Source organism: Erythrobacter sp. (assembly GCF_023653175.1).
In the GTDB taxonomy this organism is placed as follows: Bacteria; Pseudomonadota; Alphaproteobacteria; order Sphingomonadales; family Sphingomonadaceae; genus Erythrobacter.
This window is the reverse complement of the sequence record NZ_JAMNXL010000012.1, coordinates 22,015-38,261: the sequence shown is the minus strand read 5'-3', so window position 1 is coordinate 38,261 and position 16,247 is coordinate 22,015. Positions and strand designations below refer to the sequence as shown.

General features: G+C 67.7%; 22 protein-coding genes. 9 read left to right on the top strand and 13 right to left on the bottom strand.

The window, feature by feature from the left end; translation table 11 throughout:
* Positions 1-241: hypothetical protein (locus tag NBV68_RS03000; RefSeq protein ID WP_296307086.1), on the top strand; the 241-nt coding region annotated here is incomplete at its 5' end.
* 27 nt (positions 242-268) lie between these two features.
* Here the strand turns inward: NBV68_RS03000 and NBV68_RS02995 are convergent.
* Complete coding sequence (locus NBV68_RS02995; RefSeq protein ID WP_296307084.1) at positions 269-1,033, bottom strand: GGDEF domain-containing protein; 765 nt, start codon at positions 1,031-1,033, stop codon at positions 269-271.
* Between the two features lie 291 nt (positions 1,034-1,324).
* Here NBV68_RS02995 and NBV68_RS02990 point away from each other — a divergent pair, with 291 nt between their 5' ends.
* From NBV68_RS02990 to NBV68_RS02980, 3 genes are all read left to right on the top strand, one after another.
* Positions 1,325-1,537, top strand: coding sequence for a cold-shock protein (locus NBV68_RS02990; RefSeq protein ID WP_296307083.1), 213 nt, complete (start codon positions 1,325-1,327; stop codon positions 1,535-1,537).
* A gap of 87 nt (positions 1,538-1,624) precedes the next feature.
* A complete protein-coding gene (locus NBV68_RS02985; protein ID WP_296307081.1) occupies positions 1,625-1,852 on the top strand; it encodes a hypothetical protein in 228 nt (75 codons plus the stop codon).
* Positions 1,853-1,930: 78 nt separating this feature from the next.
* Positions 1,931-2,284, top strand: a complete 354-nt coding sequence (locus NBV68_RS02980) for an HPF/RaiA family ribosome-associated protein (protein ID WP_296307080.1) — start codon at positions 1,931-1,933, stop codon at positions 2,282-2,284.
* Between the two features lie 22 nt (positions 2,285-2,306).
* Here the strand turns inward: NBV68_RS02980 and NBV68_RS02975 are convergent, their stop codons facing one another.
* Positions 2,307-3,542, bottom strand: a complete 1,236-nt coding sequence (locus tag NBV68_RS02975) for a hypothetical protein (RefSeq protein WP_296307078.1) — start codon at positions 3,540-3,542, stop codon at positions 2,307-2,309.
* Positions 3,543-3,560: 18 nt separating this feature from the next.
* The gene (locus tag NBV68_RS02970) at positions 3,561-4,820 is read right to left on the bottom strand and encodes an FAD-binding domain-containing protein (protein WP_296307075.1); all 1,260 of its coding nucleotides are present in this window, start codon (positions 4,818-4,820) and stop codon (positions 3,561-3,563) included.
* A gap of 63 nt (positions 4,821-4,883) precedes the next feature.
* Between NBV68_RS02970 and NBV68_RS02965 the strand changes: the two genes are divergently transcribed.
* Complete coding sequence (locus NBV68_RS02965; protein WP_296307073.1) at positions 4,884-5,315, top strand: hypothetical protein; 432 nt, start codon at positions 4,884-4,886, stop codon at positions 5,313-5,315.
* 35 nt (positions 5,316-5,350) lie between these two features.
* On the top strand, positions 5,351-5,758 hold the full coding sequence (locus tag NBV68_RS02960) for a GFA family protein (RefSeq protein ID WP_296307071.1): 408 nt from the start codon (positions 5,351-5,353) through the stop codon (positions 5,756-5,758).
* A 4-nt stretch (positions 5,759-5,762) separates the two neighbouring features.
* Here NBV68_RS02960 and NBV68_RS02955 read toward each other — a convergent pair whose 3' ends face one another.
* Positions 5,763-7,244 (bottom strand): S41 family peptidase, encoded by a 1,482-nt coding sequence (locus NBV68_RS02955; protein WP_296307070.1) that lies wholly within the window; start codon positions 7,242-7,244, stop codon positions 5,763-5,765.
* A gap of 243 nt (positions 7,245-7,487) precedes the next feature.
* On the opposite strand from NBV68_RS02955, the gene NBV68_RS02950 reads away from it, so the two are divergent.
* Together NBV68_RS02950 and NBV68_RS02945 are read left to right on the top strand one after the other, a co-directional pair.
* A complete protein-coding gene (locus tag NBV68_RS02950) occupies positions 7,488-8,081 on the top strand; it encodes a YbhB/YbcL family Raf kinase inhibitor-like protein (RefSeq protein WP_296307068.1) in 594 nt (197 codons plus the stop codon).
* Between the two features lie 31 nt (positions 8,082-8,112).
* Positions 8,113-8,364, top strand: a complete 252-nt coding sequence (locus NBV68_RS02945; protein ID WP_296307066.1) for an SWIB/MDM2 domain-containing protein — start codon at positions 8,113-8,115, stop codon at positions 8,362-8,364.
* Positions 8,365-8,399: 35 nt separating this feature from the next.
* On the opposite strand, the gene NBV68_RS02940 is transcribed toward NBV68_RS02945, so the two are convergent.
* The 3 genes from NBV68_RS02940 to NBV68_RS02930 are packed head-to-tail and all read right to left on the bottom strand — an operon-like array spanning position 8,400 to position 9,465.
* Positions 8,400-8,633: a DUF3253 domain-containing protein gene (locus tag NBV68_RS02940; protein ID WP_296307064.1), complete on the bottom strand. Its 234-nt coding sequence runs from the start codon at positions 8,631-8,633 to the stop codon at positions 8,400-8,402.
* Positions 8,630-9,028 (bottom strand): DoxX family protein, encoded by a 399-nt coding sequence (locus NBV68_RS02935; protein WP_296307062.1) that lies wholly within the window; start codon positions 9,026-9,028, stop codon positions 8,630-8,632. The genes NBV68_RS02940 and NBV68_RS02935 overlap by 4 nt, the downstream gene beginning before the upstream one ends.
* On the bottom strand, positions 9,025-9,465 hold the full coding sequence (locus tag NBV68_RS02930; protein WP_296307060.1) for a cupin domain-containing protein: 441 nt from the start codon (positions 9,463-9,465) through the stop codon (positions 9,025-9,027). The genes NBV68_RS02935 and NBV68_RS02930 overlap by 4 nt, the downstream gene beginning before the upstream one ends.
* 54 nt (positions 9,466-9,519) lie before the next feature.
* Here NBV68_RS02930 and NBV68_RS02925 point away from each other — a divergent pair, with 54 nt between their 5' ends.
* On the top strand, positions 9,520-10,848 hold the full coding sequence (locus NBV68_RS02925) for a dipeptidase (RefSeq protein ID WP_296307058.1): 1,329 nt from the start codon (positions 9,520-9,522) through the stop codon (positions 10,846-10,848).
* 7 nt (positions 10,849-10,855) lie between these two features.
* On the opposite strand, the gene NBV68_RS02920 is transcribed toward NBV68_RS02925, so the two are convergent.
* From NBV68_RS02920 to NBV68_RS02895, 6 genes are all read right to left on the bottom strand, one after another.
* Positions 10,856-11,014 carry a hypothetical protein gene (locus tag NBV68_RS02920; RefSeq protein ID WP_296307057.1) on the bottom strand — a complete coding sequence of 53 codons (159 nt, stop codon included), beginning with the start codon at positions 11,012-11,014 and terminating at the stop codon, positions 10,856-10,858.
* Between the two features lie 116 nt (positions 11,015-11,130).
* Positions 11,131-11,436, bottom strand: a complete 306-nt coding sequence (locus tag NBV68_RS02915; protein WP_296307055.1) for a hypothetical protein — start codon at positions 11,434-11,436, stop codon at positions 11,131-11,133.
* 110 nt (positions 11,437-11,546) lie between these two features.
* On the bottom strand, positions 11,547-12,383 hold the full coding sequence (gene dapD / locus NBV68_RS02910; protein WP_296307053.1) for a 2,3,4,5-tetrahydropyridine-2,6-dicarboxylate N-succinyltransferase: 837 nt from the start codon (positions 12,381-12,383) through the stop codon (positions 11,547-11,549).
* A gap of 218 nt (positions 12,384-12,601) precedes the next feature.
* Positions 12,602-13,684 carry a phosphotransferase family protein gene (locus NBV68_RS02905; protein WP_296307050.1) on the bottom strand — a complete coding sequence of 361 codons (1,083 nt, stop codon included), beginning with the start codon at positions 13,682-13,684 and terminating at the stop codon, positions 12,602-12,604.
* A complete protein-coding gene (locus NBV68_RS02900) occupies positions 13,684-14,772 on the bottom strand; it encodes a Zn-dependent alcohol dehydrogenase (protein WP_296307047.1) in 1,089 nt (362 codons plus the stop codon). Before NBV68_RS02900 ends, NBV68_RS02905 begins: the two co-directional genes overlap by 1 nt.
* Positions 14,773-14,820: 48 nt before the next feature.
* Complete coding sequence (locus NBV68_RS02895; RefSeq protein WP_296307045.1) at positions 14,821-16,158, bottom strand: acyl-CoA dehydrogenase family protein; 1,338 nt, start codon at positions 16,156-16,158, stop codon at positions 14,821-14,823.
* Positions 16,159-16,247 lie beyond the last annotated feature (89 nt).

The following is a 16,247-nucleotide window of genomic DNA, read 5'->3' as shown; positions in this document are numbered from 1 at the left end:
GGGCAGCAATCCGGCCTTCGGGCGGCTCGGCCCGGCGGCCGAGCGCCATGCGCGCGATTTCGAGGCGCTGTTGGCCAAGGTCGAAAGCGGCGAGGCGGTGGCAACGGGCGCGCTCAGGCCGGAAGATCCGGGCGAGTTTGACGGCTTCATGGGCGCAAACAAGGCCCCCTACCCCTGTCCGTCCGCTTTCTCGGATGATGAATTAATGGCGGCATTACAAGAGAATGGGTGGAAGGAGTAAAGTGGACAGGCTGTAACCTTTGTCCGGTTACGCAGCTCTTTCGCTCCGGTTCCGTCCGGCCAGCTTGGCGCTGTACAGCGCCTGGTCGGCGCGGGTGATGAGGCGGCCGGGGGTTTCGTCTGCGGCCTGCTGGGCAAGGCCGAAGCTCGCGGTCAGGCGCCAGGGGCCGGCGGGCGTGATCAGCGGGGTCTCGGCAATGGCGGTGCGCAGCGCCTCGATGCGCTCGGCGAAACCGGCAAAGTCGGCAAGCTGCGCGGCGATGAGAAATTCCTCGCCGCCGATCCGGGCGACCAGCCAGCCCTCGGGCACCATGCGGCGCAGCATGGCGGCGAAGTGGACGAGGCTGGCGTCCCCGCCGTCATGGCCGAGCCGGTCGTTGACGCGCTTGAAGTGGTCGATGTCGGCGATGGCGAGCGCGATGGGCGCGCCTGCCTCGGCGGACCACGCGGCGAGCTGCGCCAGCGCCGCGCGGCGGTTGGCGAGGCGGGTCAGCGGATCCTCGAGCGCCAGCCGCTCGAGCTCGCCGCGCGAGGCCTCGAGCTGGAGGGTGAGCTGGGTGATCCAGCGGAAGGTGACACTCGCCACCAGCAGCGGGATCGTCGTGGCGAAGATCATGGTGTGCGAATACTGGACCTGGCCGAACAGCGAGAAGGAGGTGTGCGCGAAGAACACCGAGGCGGCGACCGATCCGCCGACGACGGCGATGCCGGTGCGGCGCAGGCGGCGGCGCAGCTCGGGCGGGGCGCCGGTGGCGGGGCCGTGGGCCGGAACAGGGGCGGGCAGCGGGTTCATCGAAGCGGGGAGGATAGCGCGGGAGGTGTCGCGAATGTCTTAACGCGCGCGGGGGGGGCGGGCTCCCGGGGTGCGAATGCGACGGGCCGATTAGGCGATCTGTGGAAAGCATGCTACTGCGCCGCCGCTGACGTCGAAATTTGCGACGGACTTCGAAATTTGCGCTTTACCACCCGGCTCCGGCCGCTTGGCGACTCCCAGACGACGACTTCCTTTCATCGGACGATACGACGCACGGCCCGCACGGCATGTCGCCTGTGGGCAACCTATTGTTCTTGAAAGGAACATCGCATGAGCACCAAGACCGGAGTCGTCAAGTTCTTCAACACCGAAAAGGGCTATGGCTTCATCCAGCCCGACGATGGCTCGTCGGACAGCTTCGTCCACATCACTGCCGTGCAGGCCGCCGGCATGCACAGCCTCGATAAGGACCAGCGCCTCAGCTACGATCTCGAGCGTGGACGCAACGGCAAGGAAAGCGCCGTGAATCTGGCAGCTGCCTGATCTGACTATCGGGAGCGGGGCGCTGCGGCGTCCCGCTCCCATGCCTAACGAATCCCGCCGATCCCCTCCCATGGCAGGACACCCCCGATGGCCCAGACCTACGAATTCTGCAGCGAGCGTGCCGACGAAGCCGCTGACCTTGCCGCCAAGGCGACGCTCGACAATGTGCGCGACCGCGAGTTGCGCTCCGAGAAGACCTGGCGCGGCCTAGCCGAACAGGCCCGCAAGACCATCGTCGAGCGCGAGAAGGCGGAAGCCATCAGGGCCGAGCGCCGCGCGGCAGACGCCCCTGTTCCCGAACGCTCCGTCGGATAGGGCTGGCACGCGGCACTTGCCGGGCGCATGGTTGCCTTGCGGGCAACAGGTGACCGACCCAGCAAGGAGACGAGTGCCATGAGCACCATGCAGTTCCAGTTCAACACCGACTGTTCGGTGATGGGCACCAGCGACGTCGCAGCCCGGATCGAAGCGCAGGTGCGCCAGCGTCTCGCGCGCTTCAGCGAGCGGCTGACGCGGGTCGAGGTCCATGTCTCGGACGTCAACAGCGCCAAACATGGTGCGGATGACAAGCATTGTACGATCGAGGCGCGGCCGCGCGGTTCTCGTCCGATCGGAGTGACCGGCAAGGCCGGCGATGTCGATGCCGCGGCGCGGATCGCGGCCAATATCATGGCCGAGCGGCTCGACCGGATCTTCGGCAAGGCCGAACGCCACCGCCGCGATCCCTCGCCCGACAAGCAGATCTGAGCCCTCCTGAAGGGCGGGGCGGTCAGAGCCCCTTGCGCCCGAAGACCCGCGCACGCACCCCGCGCCCGCTGACCCCGCTCAGCCCCGGCTCGGCAGGGGCGGGCGGCGGAGCAGGCGGCGGCGGCGGCGCTGCGGGCGCGTCGGGATGGCGCACCTCGAAGCGCCCGCCGATCCCCTCGGCAAGCTTGCGCTTCTCGAACCACTCGTTGGCGAGCGCCATCTTCGCCTCCTGATCCGCCGGCATGATGTCGAGCGGGAAGGCACGGTCGTCCACCACGCGGTCGTCGGGCACGTGTTCGGGCGAGACGAAGCCGTGGGCGAGGTGCTTTAGCGGCACCAGCTCGTAGAGCGGCATGTCGGCAGGCTCGGGATCGACCACGCCGATCATCGCGCCCGCTTCGTGGTGCAGCACCCGGTAGGAGAGGCTGCGGTCCTCCGGCCCGAAGGTGTCGCCATCGGAAATGACATAGCCGTTCTGCCCGGTGGCGATCCGCATGAAGGCGAGGATCGTCTCGAAATTGGCGGTCCAGGGCAGGACATTGGGCTCGATGATGATCTCGCGCCCCAGCCAGTGGCGGGCGCCGAAGGTGCGGATGCCGGCTAGCGGCATGGCGTCCGGCGCCGCGCGCGGCCGGAACAGCTGGGGATGGATGTGGAGCGGCCCGGGCACGCTGTCGCCCGCGGCGATGTGCTCGAACACCTCGCCCCCCAGCAGCAGGCCCGACTGGGTCCAGTGCACGGCGAGCGGCATGCCATGGTCGATCGCGATCCGCGTCAGCAGGGTGAGCACCGCGAGGCGCCGCTCGAACTGCAGCTGGCTCGCGCCCGAGCGCGGGCGGCCGATCGCCTCGAACATCGCCGCGATCTTGGGATCCTCCTCGACCCCGCCCATCACCCCGTGCGAAACCTCGAGCAGGACATGGCCATAAGTCCGGGCAATGCGGCTGCGGATGTCGGGCGTGACGATCCCGGTATAGGGCGAGGCGAGCGGGCCCGCGAAATGCCGTTCGTCGCACGGGCCGTCGGCATATTCGAGCGTGACCATCAGCTCCTCCGTCCCCTCGAACAGGCGGTAGAAGCGGCCCGGGTTCTGTTCGGAGAGATGGAAGCGCGCATTCGAACGGATGCCCTCGATCCGCTGGAAATCGCGCATCACCGCTTCGAGGTGATCGGCGCGGGTATCGAACATCAGCGCGGTCTGGATACGGTTGGGGTAGAGCATGGCGATGGCGGGCCCGGGGGTGGATGACAGCCGCAAGGTGTTACGCCAGCAGGGTTAACTCCCGGTTGAAGCGGGCGCCATGCCGCCGTGGATTCCGCATTCGGCGAGCAGCCCGTCGATCGCCTTGGCGACGCCGAAGAACCCCGCCTTGGCGAGCGGCCAGGTGGCGCGATCGAGTTCGCCGAGCAGCATCACCACCCGTCCAGCTGCGGCGAGCGGGGCGAGATCGGGGCCGAGCGCGTCGCGGGCCCATCCGGCGGGGACATAGGGCACCGCGATCCGCTTGAGCCCGGCCGCCGCCAGCAGGGGCGCGAGCGGCTCGCCCGCGCGCCATTCCACCGCAGGGCAGACGAAGGCGGCGGCTGCTTCGGCCATCCCGCTTGCGAGTGCGCCGTTAGCGAAGGCGAGTGCGTGCGAACCCGGCGCGCCGGGGGAGCGCGCTTCGGGCCGGGCGGCAGCGATCACCAGCGCTGGGGCGGCGGCGAGGGCGAGGGGCGCATGATGTGCGGCCTCGTCATGCAGCAGCAGCGCGAAGGGCTCGGCGAAGTCCGCCGCACTGAACGGCGCAGGCAGGTCGAGCTTCTGCCGCGCGTAGTCCTGCGGCTCGCTCAGCGGCTGCGCCTCGTCGCCCGCGAGCCGCGCCGCATCAAGCGCCCCCTCGGACCGCCCTGCGGTGTAGCGCGCGATGTTGTCGGCCCGCGCCAGGTAGTGCTTGCCCTTGGTGTGCAGCCCCGCGACCCAGCGCCACGACAGCGTGTTCGAGGCAGCATCGGCGTCCATCAGATGCCGCAGGAAGAAGTCTGCCCCAAGGCGCCAGTCGAGCCGCAACGTAAAAATCCAGATGCTCGCAAACCACATCCGCGCGTGGTTGTGGAGGTAGCCAGTTGCCACCAGCTCCTTGGCCCAGACGTCGAAGGCTTCGATGCCGGTGCGGCCCTCCACGGCTTCGGCATAGGCCTTGCGCAGCCCCGCATTGGCCTCGAGCGCGGCGAGCGCGCCGTCGCGGCCCGTGCAGTAATCCGCCCAGATCGCGGGGCGTTGTTCGAGATAGCCCTTGAAGTAGATCCGCCAGAACACCTCGGCGATGAATTTTTCGGCTGCGCGCGGCGAGTGGACGCCCAGCACCGCCTCCAGCACTTCGGTCTCGCTGATCACGCCTGCGTGGAGCCAGGGCGAAAGCTCGGAGACATTCCCGCGCCCCTCCGCACGCGGACCATCATCGGCGTTGCGGGTCTCGGCATAGCGGCGGCCGGCGGCGGGGAGAAAGGCGGCGAGGCGGGCGAGCGCCGCGGCGCGGGAAGGGGTAACGTCCATGGGCGGGCAATGCCTTGGCGCGGCCGAGGTTCCGGCCTATTCCTGCAAGTGAGGAGAGACCCGATGCAACCCCGCCTGCTGCCGCTTGCCGCCTTGGCCCTGGCCACCGCCGCCTGCACCCCCGCCCAGACCGACGGCATCGAACCCGAAGGCAAGCCCTTCGACAAGGTCGCTCCGCAAGAGGCGGTCACCATGCTCGGCACAGAGCCCTTCTGGAACCTCGCGGTCACAGGCGGCGAGGGGCTGTGGACCACCCCCGACAACCAGCCCGGCACGCGGTTTTCCGTCAAGCGCTTTGCCGGCAACGGGGGCCTCGGCTTCTCGGGCGAGGTCGATGGCAAGGCCCTCACCGCCACGCTCACGCCCGGCCAATGCAGCGACGGGATGAGCGACCGCAGTTTCCCCTTTGTCGCCACTATCGCTTTGGGCGGGGAGACTCTGAAGGGCTGCGGCTATACGGATAGCCAGAGGTTCACCGGCCCCGAAGCGCCCTGAAGCGCAAGGGGGCCGCGACAAGGGGGAGAAGAGCCATGACAATCACCGGAGGCTGCCTGTGCGGCAGCGTGCGCTACACCTGCGAGAGCGAGCCGCTGCTGTGCGTTACCTGCCATTGCAAGAACTGCCAGCGCCAGGCGGGCAGCGCGCTCTCGGTGATCATCGGCGTCCCCGAGGACGCGGTCGCCTTCGAGGGCACGCTCAAGACCTACAACGACACCGGCGACAGCGGCGCGACAGTGCGGCGGCAGTTCTGCCCGGAATGCGGCTCGCCCGTCTTCACCCGGGTCGGCAGCCCGCCGGGGATGATGTTCATCAAGGCCGGCACGCTCGACGACACCAGCATCCTCAATCCCGCCTTCCACTGCTATGCCAAGAGCAAGCAGGGCTGGGTCGACCTCGGCGACACGCCGAGCTTCGCGACGGTGCCCGAGGGGCTTTAGCCGTCTAGAACAGCCCGGGCAGTTCGCGCTGGACCGGCAGGGGCTTGCGCGGCTGGAGCGGTTCGCGCTCGGGCAGGTCGAGGCCCTGCCTCGCGCTCTGCCCGCCAGTCGCGCCCGTGCCGGCGATCTCGCTGCCGGTGTCGATGGCGCCGATCGGCGTGCAGGCGCGCCCGGCGAGGAAATCGAGCGCGGCTGCGATCGAGGCCTCCTGCGGGTCGCCAAGGGGCCGCGTGATGTCGTCCCCGGCGCGGCAGGTGTTGGGCACCACGCTGGCAAGGCCGGTGTAATATTCGCCCTGATTGCTGGCATTGACCGTCTGGAACGAAACCGCGCGGATGCGCAGGTCGCAGGCGGCCAGATCGAAGCCGAACTGGCCGACCGGCTTGCCGAACGAATTGGCCCCCACCAGCGCCATGTTGTTGCCGAGATAGGGGAGCATCGAATTGACCACCAGCTCGCTCGCCGAAGCGCTGGCCCCGGTGGTGATGAAGGCGACCTTGGTGGGGGTGATGGCGTTCGCTTCGTTGCGGAACAGCTGGGTCGAGTTCTCCGCGGCCTTGGAGGCGCGAAGCACCTCGCGGCTCCACACTTGCCCCACTCGGCCGCGGCCCATCAGGTCGCCCAGGCTGTCGCCCACGCTCACCAGCCCGCCGCCATTATATCTGAGGTCGATGATCAACTCGGTCACGCCTTGCGCATTGAGCGTGCCGAAGGCGCTGCGCAGCTGGTTGGTCGCATCCGCGATGATGAAGGTGCGCAGGTTGATGTAGCCGATCCGGCGCGGCCCATCATTGAGGATCACGAGGCCATAGCGGTCCGACACCGGGTCGAGCGCGAATTCGGTTTTGGTGACCGTGCGCTCCTGCGACGCACCGCCCGGCTGGACGAAGCGCAGCACGCGGCTCACCCCCGGGGTGGACGGCCCGAGCGCATCGGCCACCGCCTGCGACCCGCCGGTCGCGAACAGGCTGGAGACGCTCTGGAGGTTGGCGCTGGTGGTGCCGATCGCGGTGATCTCGGTCCCGCGGTCGATTCCCGCGCCAAGCGCGGCCGCGCCCTCGTAGGCCTCGACCACGAACAGCCGGCGGTTGGCCGCATCATAGGACAGGCGGATGCCAAAACCGGCCGAGGAGCCCGAGTTGATCAGCGCGTTCTCTTCCGCGATCGAGGTCGCGAAGGTGAAGAAGCGGTCGCGGTTGGCGGCGCGCGCCGGGGCGACACGGGCGTCGAGATAGTCGTCGAGATTGCTTACCGTGGCGCGGTTCACCGAAGCCAGCAGGTCGGGGAACAGATACCATTCATTGAGCACCTGGTCGGCGAAGTCCTGCCGTGCGCTCAGCGAGCATGCGGCAGAGGTCGAGGTTGGCGTCGGCGTCGGAGTGACACCGCCGCCGGTCGGCGGGGCGGACGATGACGACCCGCCGCCCCCGCAGGCGGCAAGCTGGAAGGCTAGAACAAGGCTCAGGGCAGTGCGACCGACACGCATGGCAGGAAAGTCTCCGGGGCGTTTTCACGTGCCGTCAGGGGCGGCGCGCGGTGACAGGAATGGCCCGCCAAACGCCCAAGAGCAAGCAGGCGCGATGCGGTTCGACCCGTTATGGCGCAAAAAAGCGTGACCTTTTTGCCTGCATTTGCAGGGTTTTCCTCAGAATCCGCCGAAAATGCCTTTGCCCAGTCTCGCAAGCCGCATCCGAAGGGACTAGCACGAGGGCAGTGAAAAGACAGAATCATGACTGATTTCCCCGCCTGGCTTGCACCCCATGTGCCCGCGTCCGCGCGTCATCCCGGTCTTGCGATCGCGCAGCTCGGCACGGCGCAGACCTTGTCGCGTGGCGGGTTTGCCCTGACGAGCCCGGCGTTCGGCAGCGGTGAGCCGCTCGATCCGAGCTTCACCGCCGAGGAAGAGGACGCGGTTGCCCCGCCGCTCGAATGGAGCGCGCCGCCGCCGGGTTCTGCCGAGCTGGTGCTGGTGGTCGAGGACGCTTCGTCCCCGCCCGCCGCCGATCCTGCCTGCCACTGGCTGGTGTGGGGCCTCGCCGGGCAGCGCGGCAAGCTGCTCGAGGGCGAGGTGCCGCCGCGCACGGGCAAGAATGCGGTCGGCAATTCCGAATGGCTGCTGCCCGCGCCCCCCGAAGGCGAGACGCGCCACTACCTGTTTCAACTTTTCGCGACTGACCTGCCGCTGGTGCTGATGCCGGGCGCAGGGCGTGCGGAACTGCTCGCATCGCTGCAAGGGTCGATAACGGCTTGCGCGGTGCTCCACGCCACCTTCACAGGGAGCGGGGACGAGGACGATGCGGGCTGGGAAGACGATGATTTGTGATCAACCTGCCACTGACATAAGGGAGTAGACAATGGCTGGAACAACCAACGCACTGCAGAAGCCGGTGCAGCTTTCCGGGGAACTCGAAGCGGTGATCGGCAAGGGCCCGATGACCCGCGCCGAAGTGACCTCGAAGGTCTGGGAATATATCAAGGCCAACAGCCTGCAGGACACTGCCGACAAGCGTCAGATCAATCCCGACGCCAAGCTTGGCGCAGTGATCGGCAAGGACCAGATCTCGATGTTCAAGATGACCGCTGCGGTCTCCAAGCACCTGAGCTGAGCCTTTCGGCATCCTGAGGCCTCATCGGCCTCACATCAGCGGCGCGCGATCCGGTAGGGTCCGCGCCGCTTTTGCATCTGGGCGCCCCGCCACGAGAGCCGCACCGCGCCCTGTTCGGCCAGCGCATCGACGGCGGTGTGGACCGCCTCCATCGCGGCGCGCCAGTCGCCCTGCGGCCCTGCCAGCAGGCGCGCGGCCTCGCTGGGGCAGATCGTGGCGCCCTCGGCCCGCTGGCCAAGCAGGGCGAGGATCGCATCCCCGGCTGTCACGCCGCCCTGCGCCTGAGCGGCAGGCACTCGCCCACCCACAGCGCGAGCCAGATGATGGCCGGCTGCGCAAACATGCGCGGCACGTGATAGGCAAGGCCGAGGCCGCCGTCCGCGCGTCCCATGTCGAGCGCGAAGTGGTTGATGTTGGCCGGCCAGACGCACAGCGCATAGAGCGCCAGCCCCCACCCCGCCGCCTGCCGCAGCGGCTTGGAGAAAGGCTGCACCAGCCCGATCGCGCCGAGCACCTCTGCCACCCCCGTCCACAGCACCACGGCTTCGGGCGCGGGCACCCACGGGGGCATGATGGTCAGGAAGGGCGCAGGCTTCAGGATGTGGATCACCCCGGCGGCGAAGTAGAACACCGCGAGCAGCCAGCGCAGGATCGTCTTCGTCATGCGCCGGGCTCCCAGCCCGGCTCGGCAAGGCGGAAGCCCGCAAAGTCGAACCCCGGCACCACCACGCAGGAGACGAGGCTGTAGCCGTGGACGCTTTCGCCAAACGGCCGCGCCGCCTGCCATTCGCTCAGGCCGACGAGGCCCTGCAAGTGCTGGCCCGCGGCAATGTCGCTGCCGAGGATCACCGAGCGCGCCGGGCCTTCGTCCGAAGCGGATAGCCGCAGCTCGACCGGATCGCCCGCCTGCCACAGCCACAGCTCGGCCGCATCGACCGTGTGCCAGTGCGAAGCCTCTCCGGCGCGCAAGAGGAAGATGATCGCGGTGCCGCTCGCGCGGCCATCGGGGCCCGGCTCGCCCCTCCACGTCTCGCGATACCACCCGCCCTCGGGGTGTGCCGCAAGGCCCAATTGTTCAATCAACGCGCTCGCGCTATCCATGCCGCATACCCCGTGCCTGTGTTGTCAGGCGCTCTAGCTTCCGGAGCCACCTCCATGCAACTTTCCGCGCCTTCGCACCCCCGTGCCTCTCGTCTCGCCCTTGTCGCCGCGCTGCTGCTCGCCGGCCCGCTTGCCGCGCAATCGGCCAAGCCTCCGGTGATCGACGACGCCACCGCGACCGCCATCGCCACTGCCGCGCTCGAAGCCGCGCCGGTGTTCGACGGGCACAATGATGCGCCCGGCCAGCTCCGCCAACGCTACGACAACCAGATCAATGCTTTCGACTTCACCGACACCATGGACGAGCACGACCACATCGGCGGTGATGACGGCGCGATGCACACCGATCTGATCCGGCTCAAGAAGGGCAAGGTGGGGGCGCAGTTCTGGTCGGTCTATGTGCCGCACAACGCCAACGAGGCGGCGGCGATCCAGCAGACCATCGAGCAGATCGACGTGACCAAGCGCCTGATCGCGCGCAATCCCGATACGATGCGGTATGCCCTGACCGCCGATCAGGTCGAGACCGCGATGCGCGAGGGCAAGGTCGCCTCCCTGCTGGGGATGGAGGGCGGCTATTCGATCGGATCGAGCCTTGCCGTGCTGCGCCAGTTCTACGCGATGGGCGCGCGCTACATGACGCTGACCCACAATTCGAACATCCCCTGGGCGGATGCGGCGACCGATGCCCCCAGGCACGGCGGGCTGACCGCATTCGGCATGGACGTGGTGCGCGAGATGAACCGGCTGGGGATGCTGGTCGACCTCTCCCATGTCAGCGAGGACACGATGATGGACGCGCTGGATGTGGCGAAGGCTCCGGTGATCTTCAGCCACTCTGGCGCGCGCGGGGTGACGCCCCATCCGCGCAACGTGCCCGACGCCGTGCTGGCCCGCCTGCCCGAAAACGGCGGCGTGGTAATGGTGGTCGCCCTGCCGCGCTTCATCGACGAGGACATCCGCCAGTGGGACGCGAAGCGTGCGGGCGAGCTGGCGCGGCTCAGGGTCGTCCACCTCGGCGATCCCGATGCCGCGAACGAGGCGATGAAGGCGTGGCTCGAAGCCAATCCCGAACCCAAGGCGGCGATCAGCGACGTTGCCGATCATATCATGCACATCCGCAAGATCGCGGGCGTGGAGCATATCGGCATCGGCGGCGATTATGACGGCATGCCGATCGGCCCGGTGGGGATGGAGGATGTCAGCGGCTACCCCGCATTGTTCACCGAACTGGCGCGGCGCGGGCTTTCACAGGCCGAGCTCGAGCTGATCGCGAGCCGCAATATCCTGCGGGTGATGCGCAGCGCCGAAGCCTATGCGGCAAGCGTGGCGGATCAGCCGCCGATCGAAACCCTCATCACTCCGCCCGCCAAGGCGGAGTGATGCAGGGTCAATGCGCCATGGCGATCGCAGGGACGATCCACACCAGGCTCATCGCGATCACCGCAAAGGCGAGGCTGAAGCCCAGCACATAGCGCAGGCCGGTATTGCCGACCGCGCCGCGCGCGGCTTCGTCATTGATGCGGATGGACTCGTTCTTGTCGGCCATTGTCGCTCTCCCTGTTTCGTTGATTTACGTAAGGGAATGTCCTTACGTAACGTCAATCAATCCGGGCAGCGACAAATGGTTCCCGCAGCGCGACGATGCGGGCAATTTTCGTGAAGTCAGCGAGGGGTTTCGCGTTCGGTTGTTGCCTCGTCCACGCCGTTCTCGGGATCGTCGGAGAGCACGCCGTCGATCGAACTCTCCGCGCCGACGGCGTCCTGATCGCGCTCGGCCTCGACCTTGCGCTCGACATTCATCTGGCTTTCGACCGGGCCCTGCGTCAGCGCGCCGGTCACCCAGACCAGCGTCAGCGCGACGATCGCGCCCGTGAGGCTGATCAGCAGCACCCAGCGCACCACGCCCTCCTTGCTGCCCGCCTTGGCGTCGGTCTCGTCGATGCTGGTGCGGCGGTCGGGATCGGGCATGGGCGTCTCCTGCTTGAAGGGGCAGGAAGCCATGCCGGGGCAGCGCGCATGTTTCGTTGCGCTGTGATGGGGGCGGAGCGGAAACGGGGCAGGACGGGCCTGTTGCCAGATCAGTCGCGCAGCAGCTCGTTGATGCCGGTCTTGGAGCGGGTCTGCGCGTCCACGGTCTTGACGATCACCGCGCAGTAGAGGCTCGGGCCCATGCTGCCATCAGGCAGCGGCTTGCCGGGCATCGAGCCCGGCACGACCACCGCATAGGGCGGCACGCTGCCCATGTGGACCTCGCCCGTCGCGCGGTCGACGATCTTGGTCGAGGCGCCGAGATAGACCCCCATCGAGAGCACCGCGCCCTCGCCAACGCGCACGCCCTCGGCGACTTCCGCGCGCGCGCCGATGAAGGCGTTGTCGCCGATGATGACCGGCTCGGCCTGCAGCGGCTCGAGCACGCCGCCGATCCCCGCGCCGCCGGAGATGTGGACGTTGGCGCCGATCTGCGCGCACGAGCCCACGGTCGCCCAGGTGTCGATCATGGTGTTCTCGCCGACATAGGCACCGATGTTGACGAAGCTCGGCATGAGCACCGCGCCCTTGGAGATATGCGCGCCGCGCCGCACGACCGCGCCCGGGACGACGCGGAAACCGGCATCGCGGAAGCGGTTCTCGCCCCAACCGGCAAACTTCAGCGGCACCTTGTCATAGGCGGGCGCGCCGGCCGCGCCGCCGTCCATCACGCGATTGTCGTTGAGGCGGAAGCTGAGCAGCACCGCCTTCTTGAGCCACTGGTTGACCTGCCACCCGCCGTTGCCGTCGGGCTGCGCGACGCGCGCCTCGCCGCTGTCGAGCAGCGCCAGCGCCGCGGTCACCGCCTCGCCCACGGCATGGCCGGGGGTCACGGAGGCGCGGTCTTCCCATGCTGCTTCGATGGCGGTGATCAGGTCGTCATGCATGCGCTCTCTCCGGCGGATAGTTGCGCCCGAGCGCCTAGCCGCGAGCGCGGTGCTCGGCAAGCGGAGGCTGCAAGCGCCGAGGCAGCATACGTAAACGTCGAAGGGATACTCAATTTCGGCCGGCAGGGCCGCAAGGCCGAACGGCCGCCCGCAGGTGCCCCGCAGCGCAGCGGAGGGAATTGCACCGAGGACGCACGCCCGGAGGGGCGTGCAAAAAACTAGGTATCCATCCCCGCTGCCAGCGCGAACTGATACGCCCGCTCCGCCAGCGGGCGCACGCGCTCGCTCATCGCCTGCGCGTGGGCGCTCGAGGCGGTGCCGTCGATCACGCGCTTCTTGATGCCCTGCATGATCCCGGCGAGGCGGAACAGGTTGTAGGCGAAGTACCAGTCCATCGGCGGCACGGGGTAACCGGTGCGCGCGACATAGCGCTCCACCGCTTCCTCGACCGTGGGAATGCCGAGCGCCTCCAGATCAAGGCCGAGCAGCCCCGCGCGGCCATCGGCAGGCTGGAACCAGTTGAGCATCAGGTAGCTGAAATCGGCGATCGGATCGCCCAGTGTCGACAGCTCCCAATCGAGCACCGCGATGATGCGGGGTTCAGTCTTGTGGAAGATCACATTGTCGAGCCGGTAGTCGCCGTGCACCACGCTTGAGCCGTGCTGCGGCGGGATGGTCTGCGGCAGCCATTCGATCAGCCGCTCCATTTCCGGCATCAGCTCGGTCTCGGACAGCTTGTACTGCTTCGACCAGCGCGCGATCTGGCGCGCGCAGTAATCGCCTGGCTTGCCGTAATCGCCCATCCCGATCCGCTCGGGCTGGTTCAAGTGCAGGTCGGCCATGGTGTCGATAAGCGCGTGGTAATGTTCGCGGCGATCCTCGGGCGTCAGGCCGGGCAGCGCGCCGTTCCACAAGCTGCGGCCGTCTGCCATGCTCATCACGAAGAACTTGGAGCCGATGACCTCCGGGTCTTCGCAGAGGCCGTAGGTGCGGGGCACGGGGAAGCCGGTCGGGTGGAGCCCGGTCATCGCCGCATATTCGCGGTCGACCGCGTGGGCGCTTGGGAGCAGCTTGCCGAAGGGCTGGCGCCGCAGCACGTAGCTCGCGGAAGGCGTGTCGATCCGGTAGGTCGGGTTCGACTGGCCGCCCTTGAACTTGGTGTAGCTGATCGGGCCTTCGAAACCCTCGACATGCGCCTCGAACCATGCCGTCAGCGCAGGCAGATCGAGCGCGTCCTTCTCGGTCACTGCGAGCGTGCCGACCATTTCCTTGTCGAAGTCGATCTGGGGAGCGTCGGTCATCAGTCGAACACCACCACCGTGCGTGCGGAATGCCCGGCGCGCATCGTGTTGAAGCCCTCGTTCACCTGTTCGAGCGTGATCCGCTCGGCGATGATCGTGTCAAGATCGAGCAACCCGCGCAGGTAGAAGTCGACGAGGCGCGGCAGGTCGACCGGGAAGTGGTTCATCCCCATAATCGCGCCCATCAGCTTCTTGCCGCTGAGGAGGTCAAATGCGCCGAGCCCGACCTTGCAGTCCAAGGGCATCATGCCGAGGATCACCGCGGTGCCCCCACGCTTCAGCGAAGCCACCGCAAGGTCTGCCGAGGCCTGCCGGCCGACTGCCTCGATCCCCCAGTCGACCCCGCCGGCGGACAGCGCGATGATCTGCTTGGCGGCATCCTCGGCCAGCGCATCCACCGTGTGGGTCGCGCCCAGAACCTCGGCGAGGGCACGCTTTTCGGGGAGCGGATCGGCGGCGATGATCTTGCCCGCGCCGGCGATCTTCGCGGCATTGATCGCGGCAAGGCCGACGCCCCCGCAGCCGACCACCAGCACGGTCTCGCCCGGGGTCACCTTGCAGGCGTTGAAGATCGTCCCCGCGCCGGTCGTCACCGCGCAGCCGAGCAGCGCGGCGCGGTCGAAGGGCATGGCCTTGTCGATGGCGACGCAGGCGTGTTCGTGGATCAGCATCTGTTCGCTGAGGGCCGAGAGGTTGAGCATCTGCGCGACCGGCGCGCCATCGGCAAAGGCAATGCGCGGTGCCTCACCCTTGCCGCGGCGCGTGTCGCCGCCGAGGCACAGCGCCATCCGGCCGGTGACGCAGAACTCGCAATGTCCGCAGAAGGCGCTGAGGCAGGAGACGACGTGGTCGCCCGGCTTCACTGTCTTCACCTCGCTGCCGACCGCGCGGACGATCCCCGCCGCCTCGTGCCCTGGAATGCAGGGCAGGGCGTGGGGGTAGTGCCCGTCGATGAAGTGCAGATCGGAGTGACACAGCCCGCAGGCCTTGGTGTCGATCAGCACTTCATGCGGGCCGGGCTCGGCATAGGTGACCTCGGCGATGCGAAGGCCTTGGCCAGGTTGTTCAAGGATGGCGGCTTTTGCCAATTCTTCTCTCCCGAAGCCCCCTCCTCCACCGGAGGAGGGGGAGACTGATCAGCGCGCCACGCCCATGTCGCCCGAGCTGAAGCTCTGGGTGTCATTGACCGCGCGTCCGTGATTGCCGCGCAGGGCATTCGCCGTCGGCCCCGGAACGGGGGCGTGCTTGGCGAACTCCATGTGCGCGATCGAGCGGGCGTGAACCTCGTCCGGCCCGTCGGCAAGCCGCAGGGTGCGCTGGTGGGCATAGGCCGAGGCGAGGCCGTAGTCCTCCGACACCCCGCCGCCGCCATGCGCCTGGATCGCATCGTCGATGATCTTGAGGGCCATGTTGGGCGCCTGCACCTTGATCATCGCGATTTCCTGCTTGGCCGCCTTGTTGCCGACCTTGTCCATCATGTCGGCGGCCTTGAGGCAGAGCAGGCGGGTCATGTCGATATCGATGCGGGCGCGCGCCACGCGCTCTTCCCAGACCGAGTGCTTGTAGACCGGCTTGCCGAACGCCTCGCGCTCCTGAAGGCGGCGGCACATCTTGGCGAGCGCCTCTTCGGCGACGCCGATGGTGCGCATGCAGTGGTGGATGCGGCCCGGCCCGAGGCGCCCTTGCGCGATCTCGAAGCCGCGGCCTTCGCCGAGCAGCACGTTGGCGACGGGGACGCGCACGTCCTTCATCTCGACTTCCATGTGACCGTGCGGGGCATCGTCATAGCCGAACACGGGGAGGTGCCTGAGGATGTTCACGCCGGGCGTGTCGATCGGCATCAGCACCTGCGATTGCTGGGCATGACGCTGCGATTCCGGATTGGTCTTGCCCATCACGATCGCGATCTTGCAGCGCGGATCGCCGAGGCCCGAAGACCACCACTTGCGCCCGTTGATCACGTAATGATCGCCGTCGCGCTCGATGCGGGTCTCGATGTTCGTGGCGTCCGAGGATGCGGTGTAGGGCTCGGTCATCAGGAAGGCGGAACGGATCTCGCCATTCATCAGCGGCCGCAGCCACTCTTCCTTCTGCTCGCGCGTGCCGTAGCGGTGGAACACCTCCATGTTGCCGGTGTCGGGCGCCGAGCAGTTGAACACTTCCGACGCCCAGCCAAGGCGGCCCATTTCCTCGGCGCACAGCGCATATTCGAGGTTGGTGAGGCCCGGGCCTTCGAATTCGAAGGTATCATCGACATGGTGGTGGCTGTCATTGCGCGGCGGCATGAACAGGTTCCAAAGCCCCGCCTCCTTGGCGAGCTTCTTCTTGTCCTCGATGATTGGGATCACCTTCCAGCGCCCGCCCTCGGCATCCTGTGCCTTGTAGACATCCATGTTGGGGCGCACGTGCGTCTCGATGAAATCGCGCACGCGGTCACGCCAATAGGCCTGCCGTTCGGTGGGTTCGAAATCCATGGGGGGTTCCTCTCGTCCTCAATTGCAATCGAATCTGCGGGTGACCGTGGCAGAGCATCCGCCACGCGCCAAGCTCTCTTTTGTAGTGC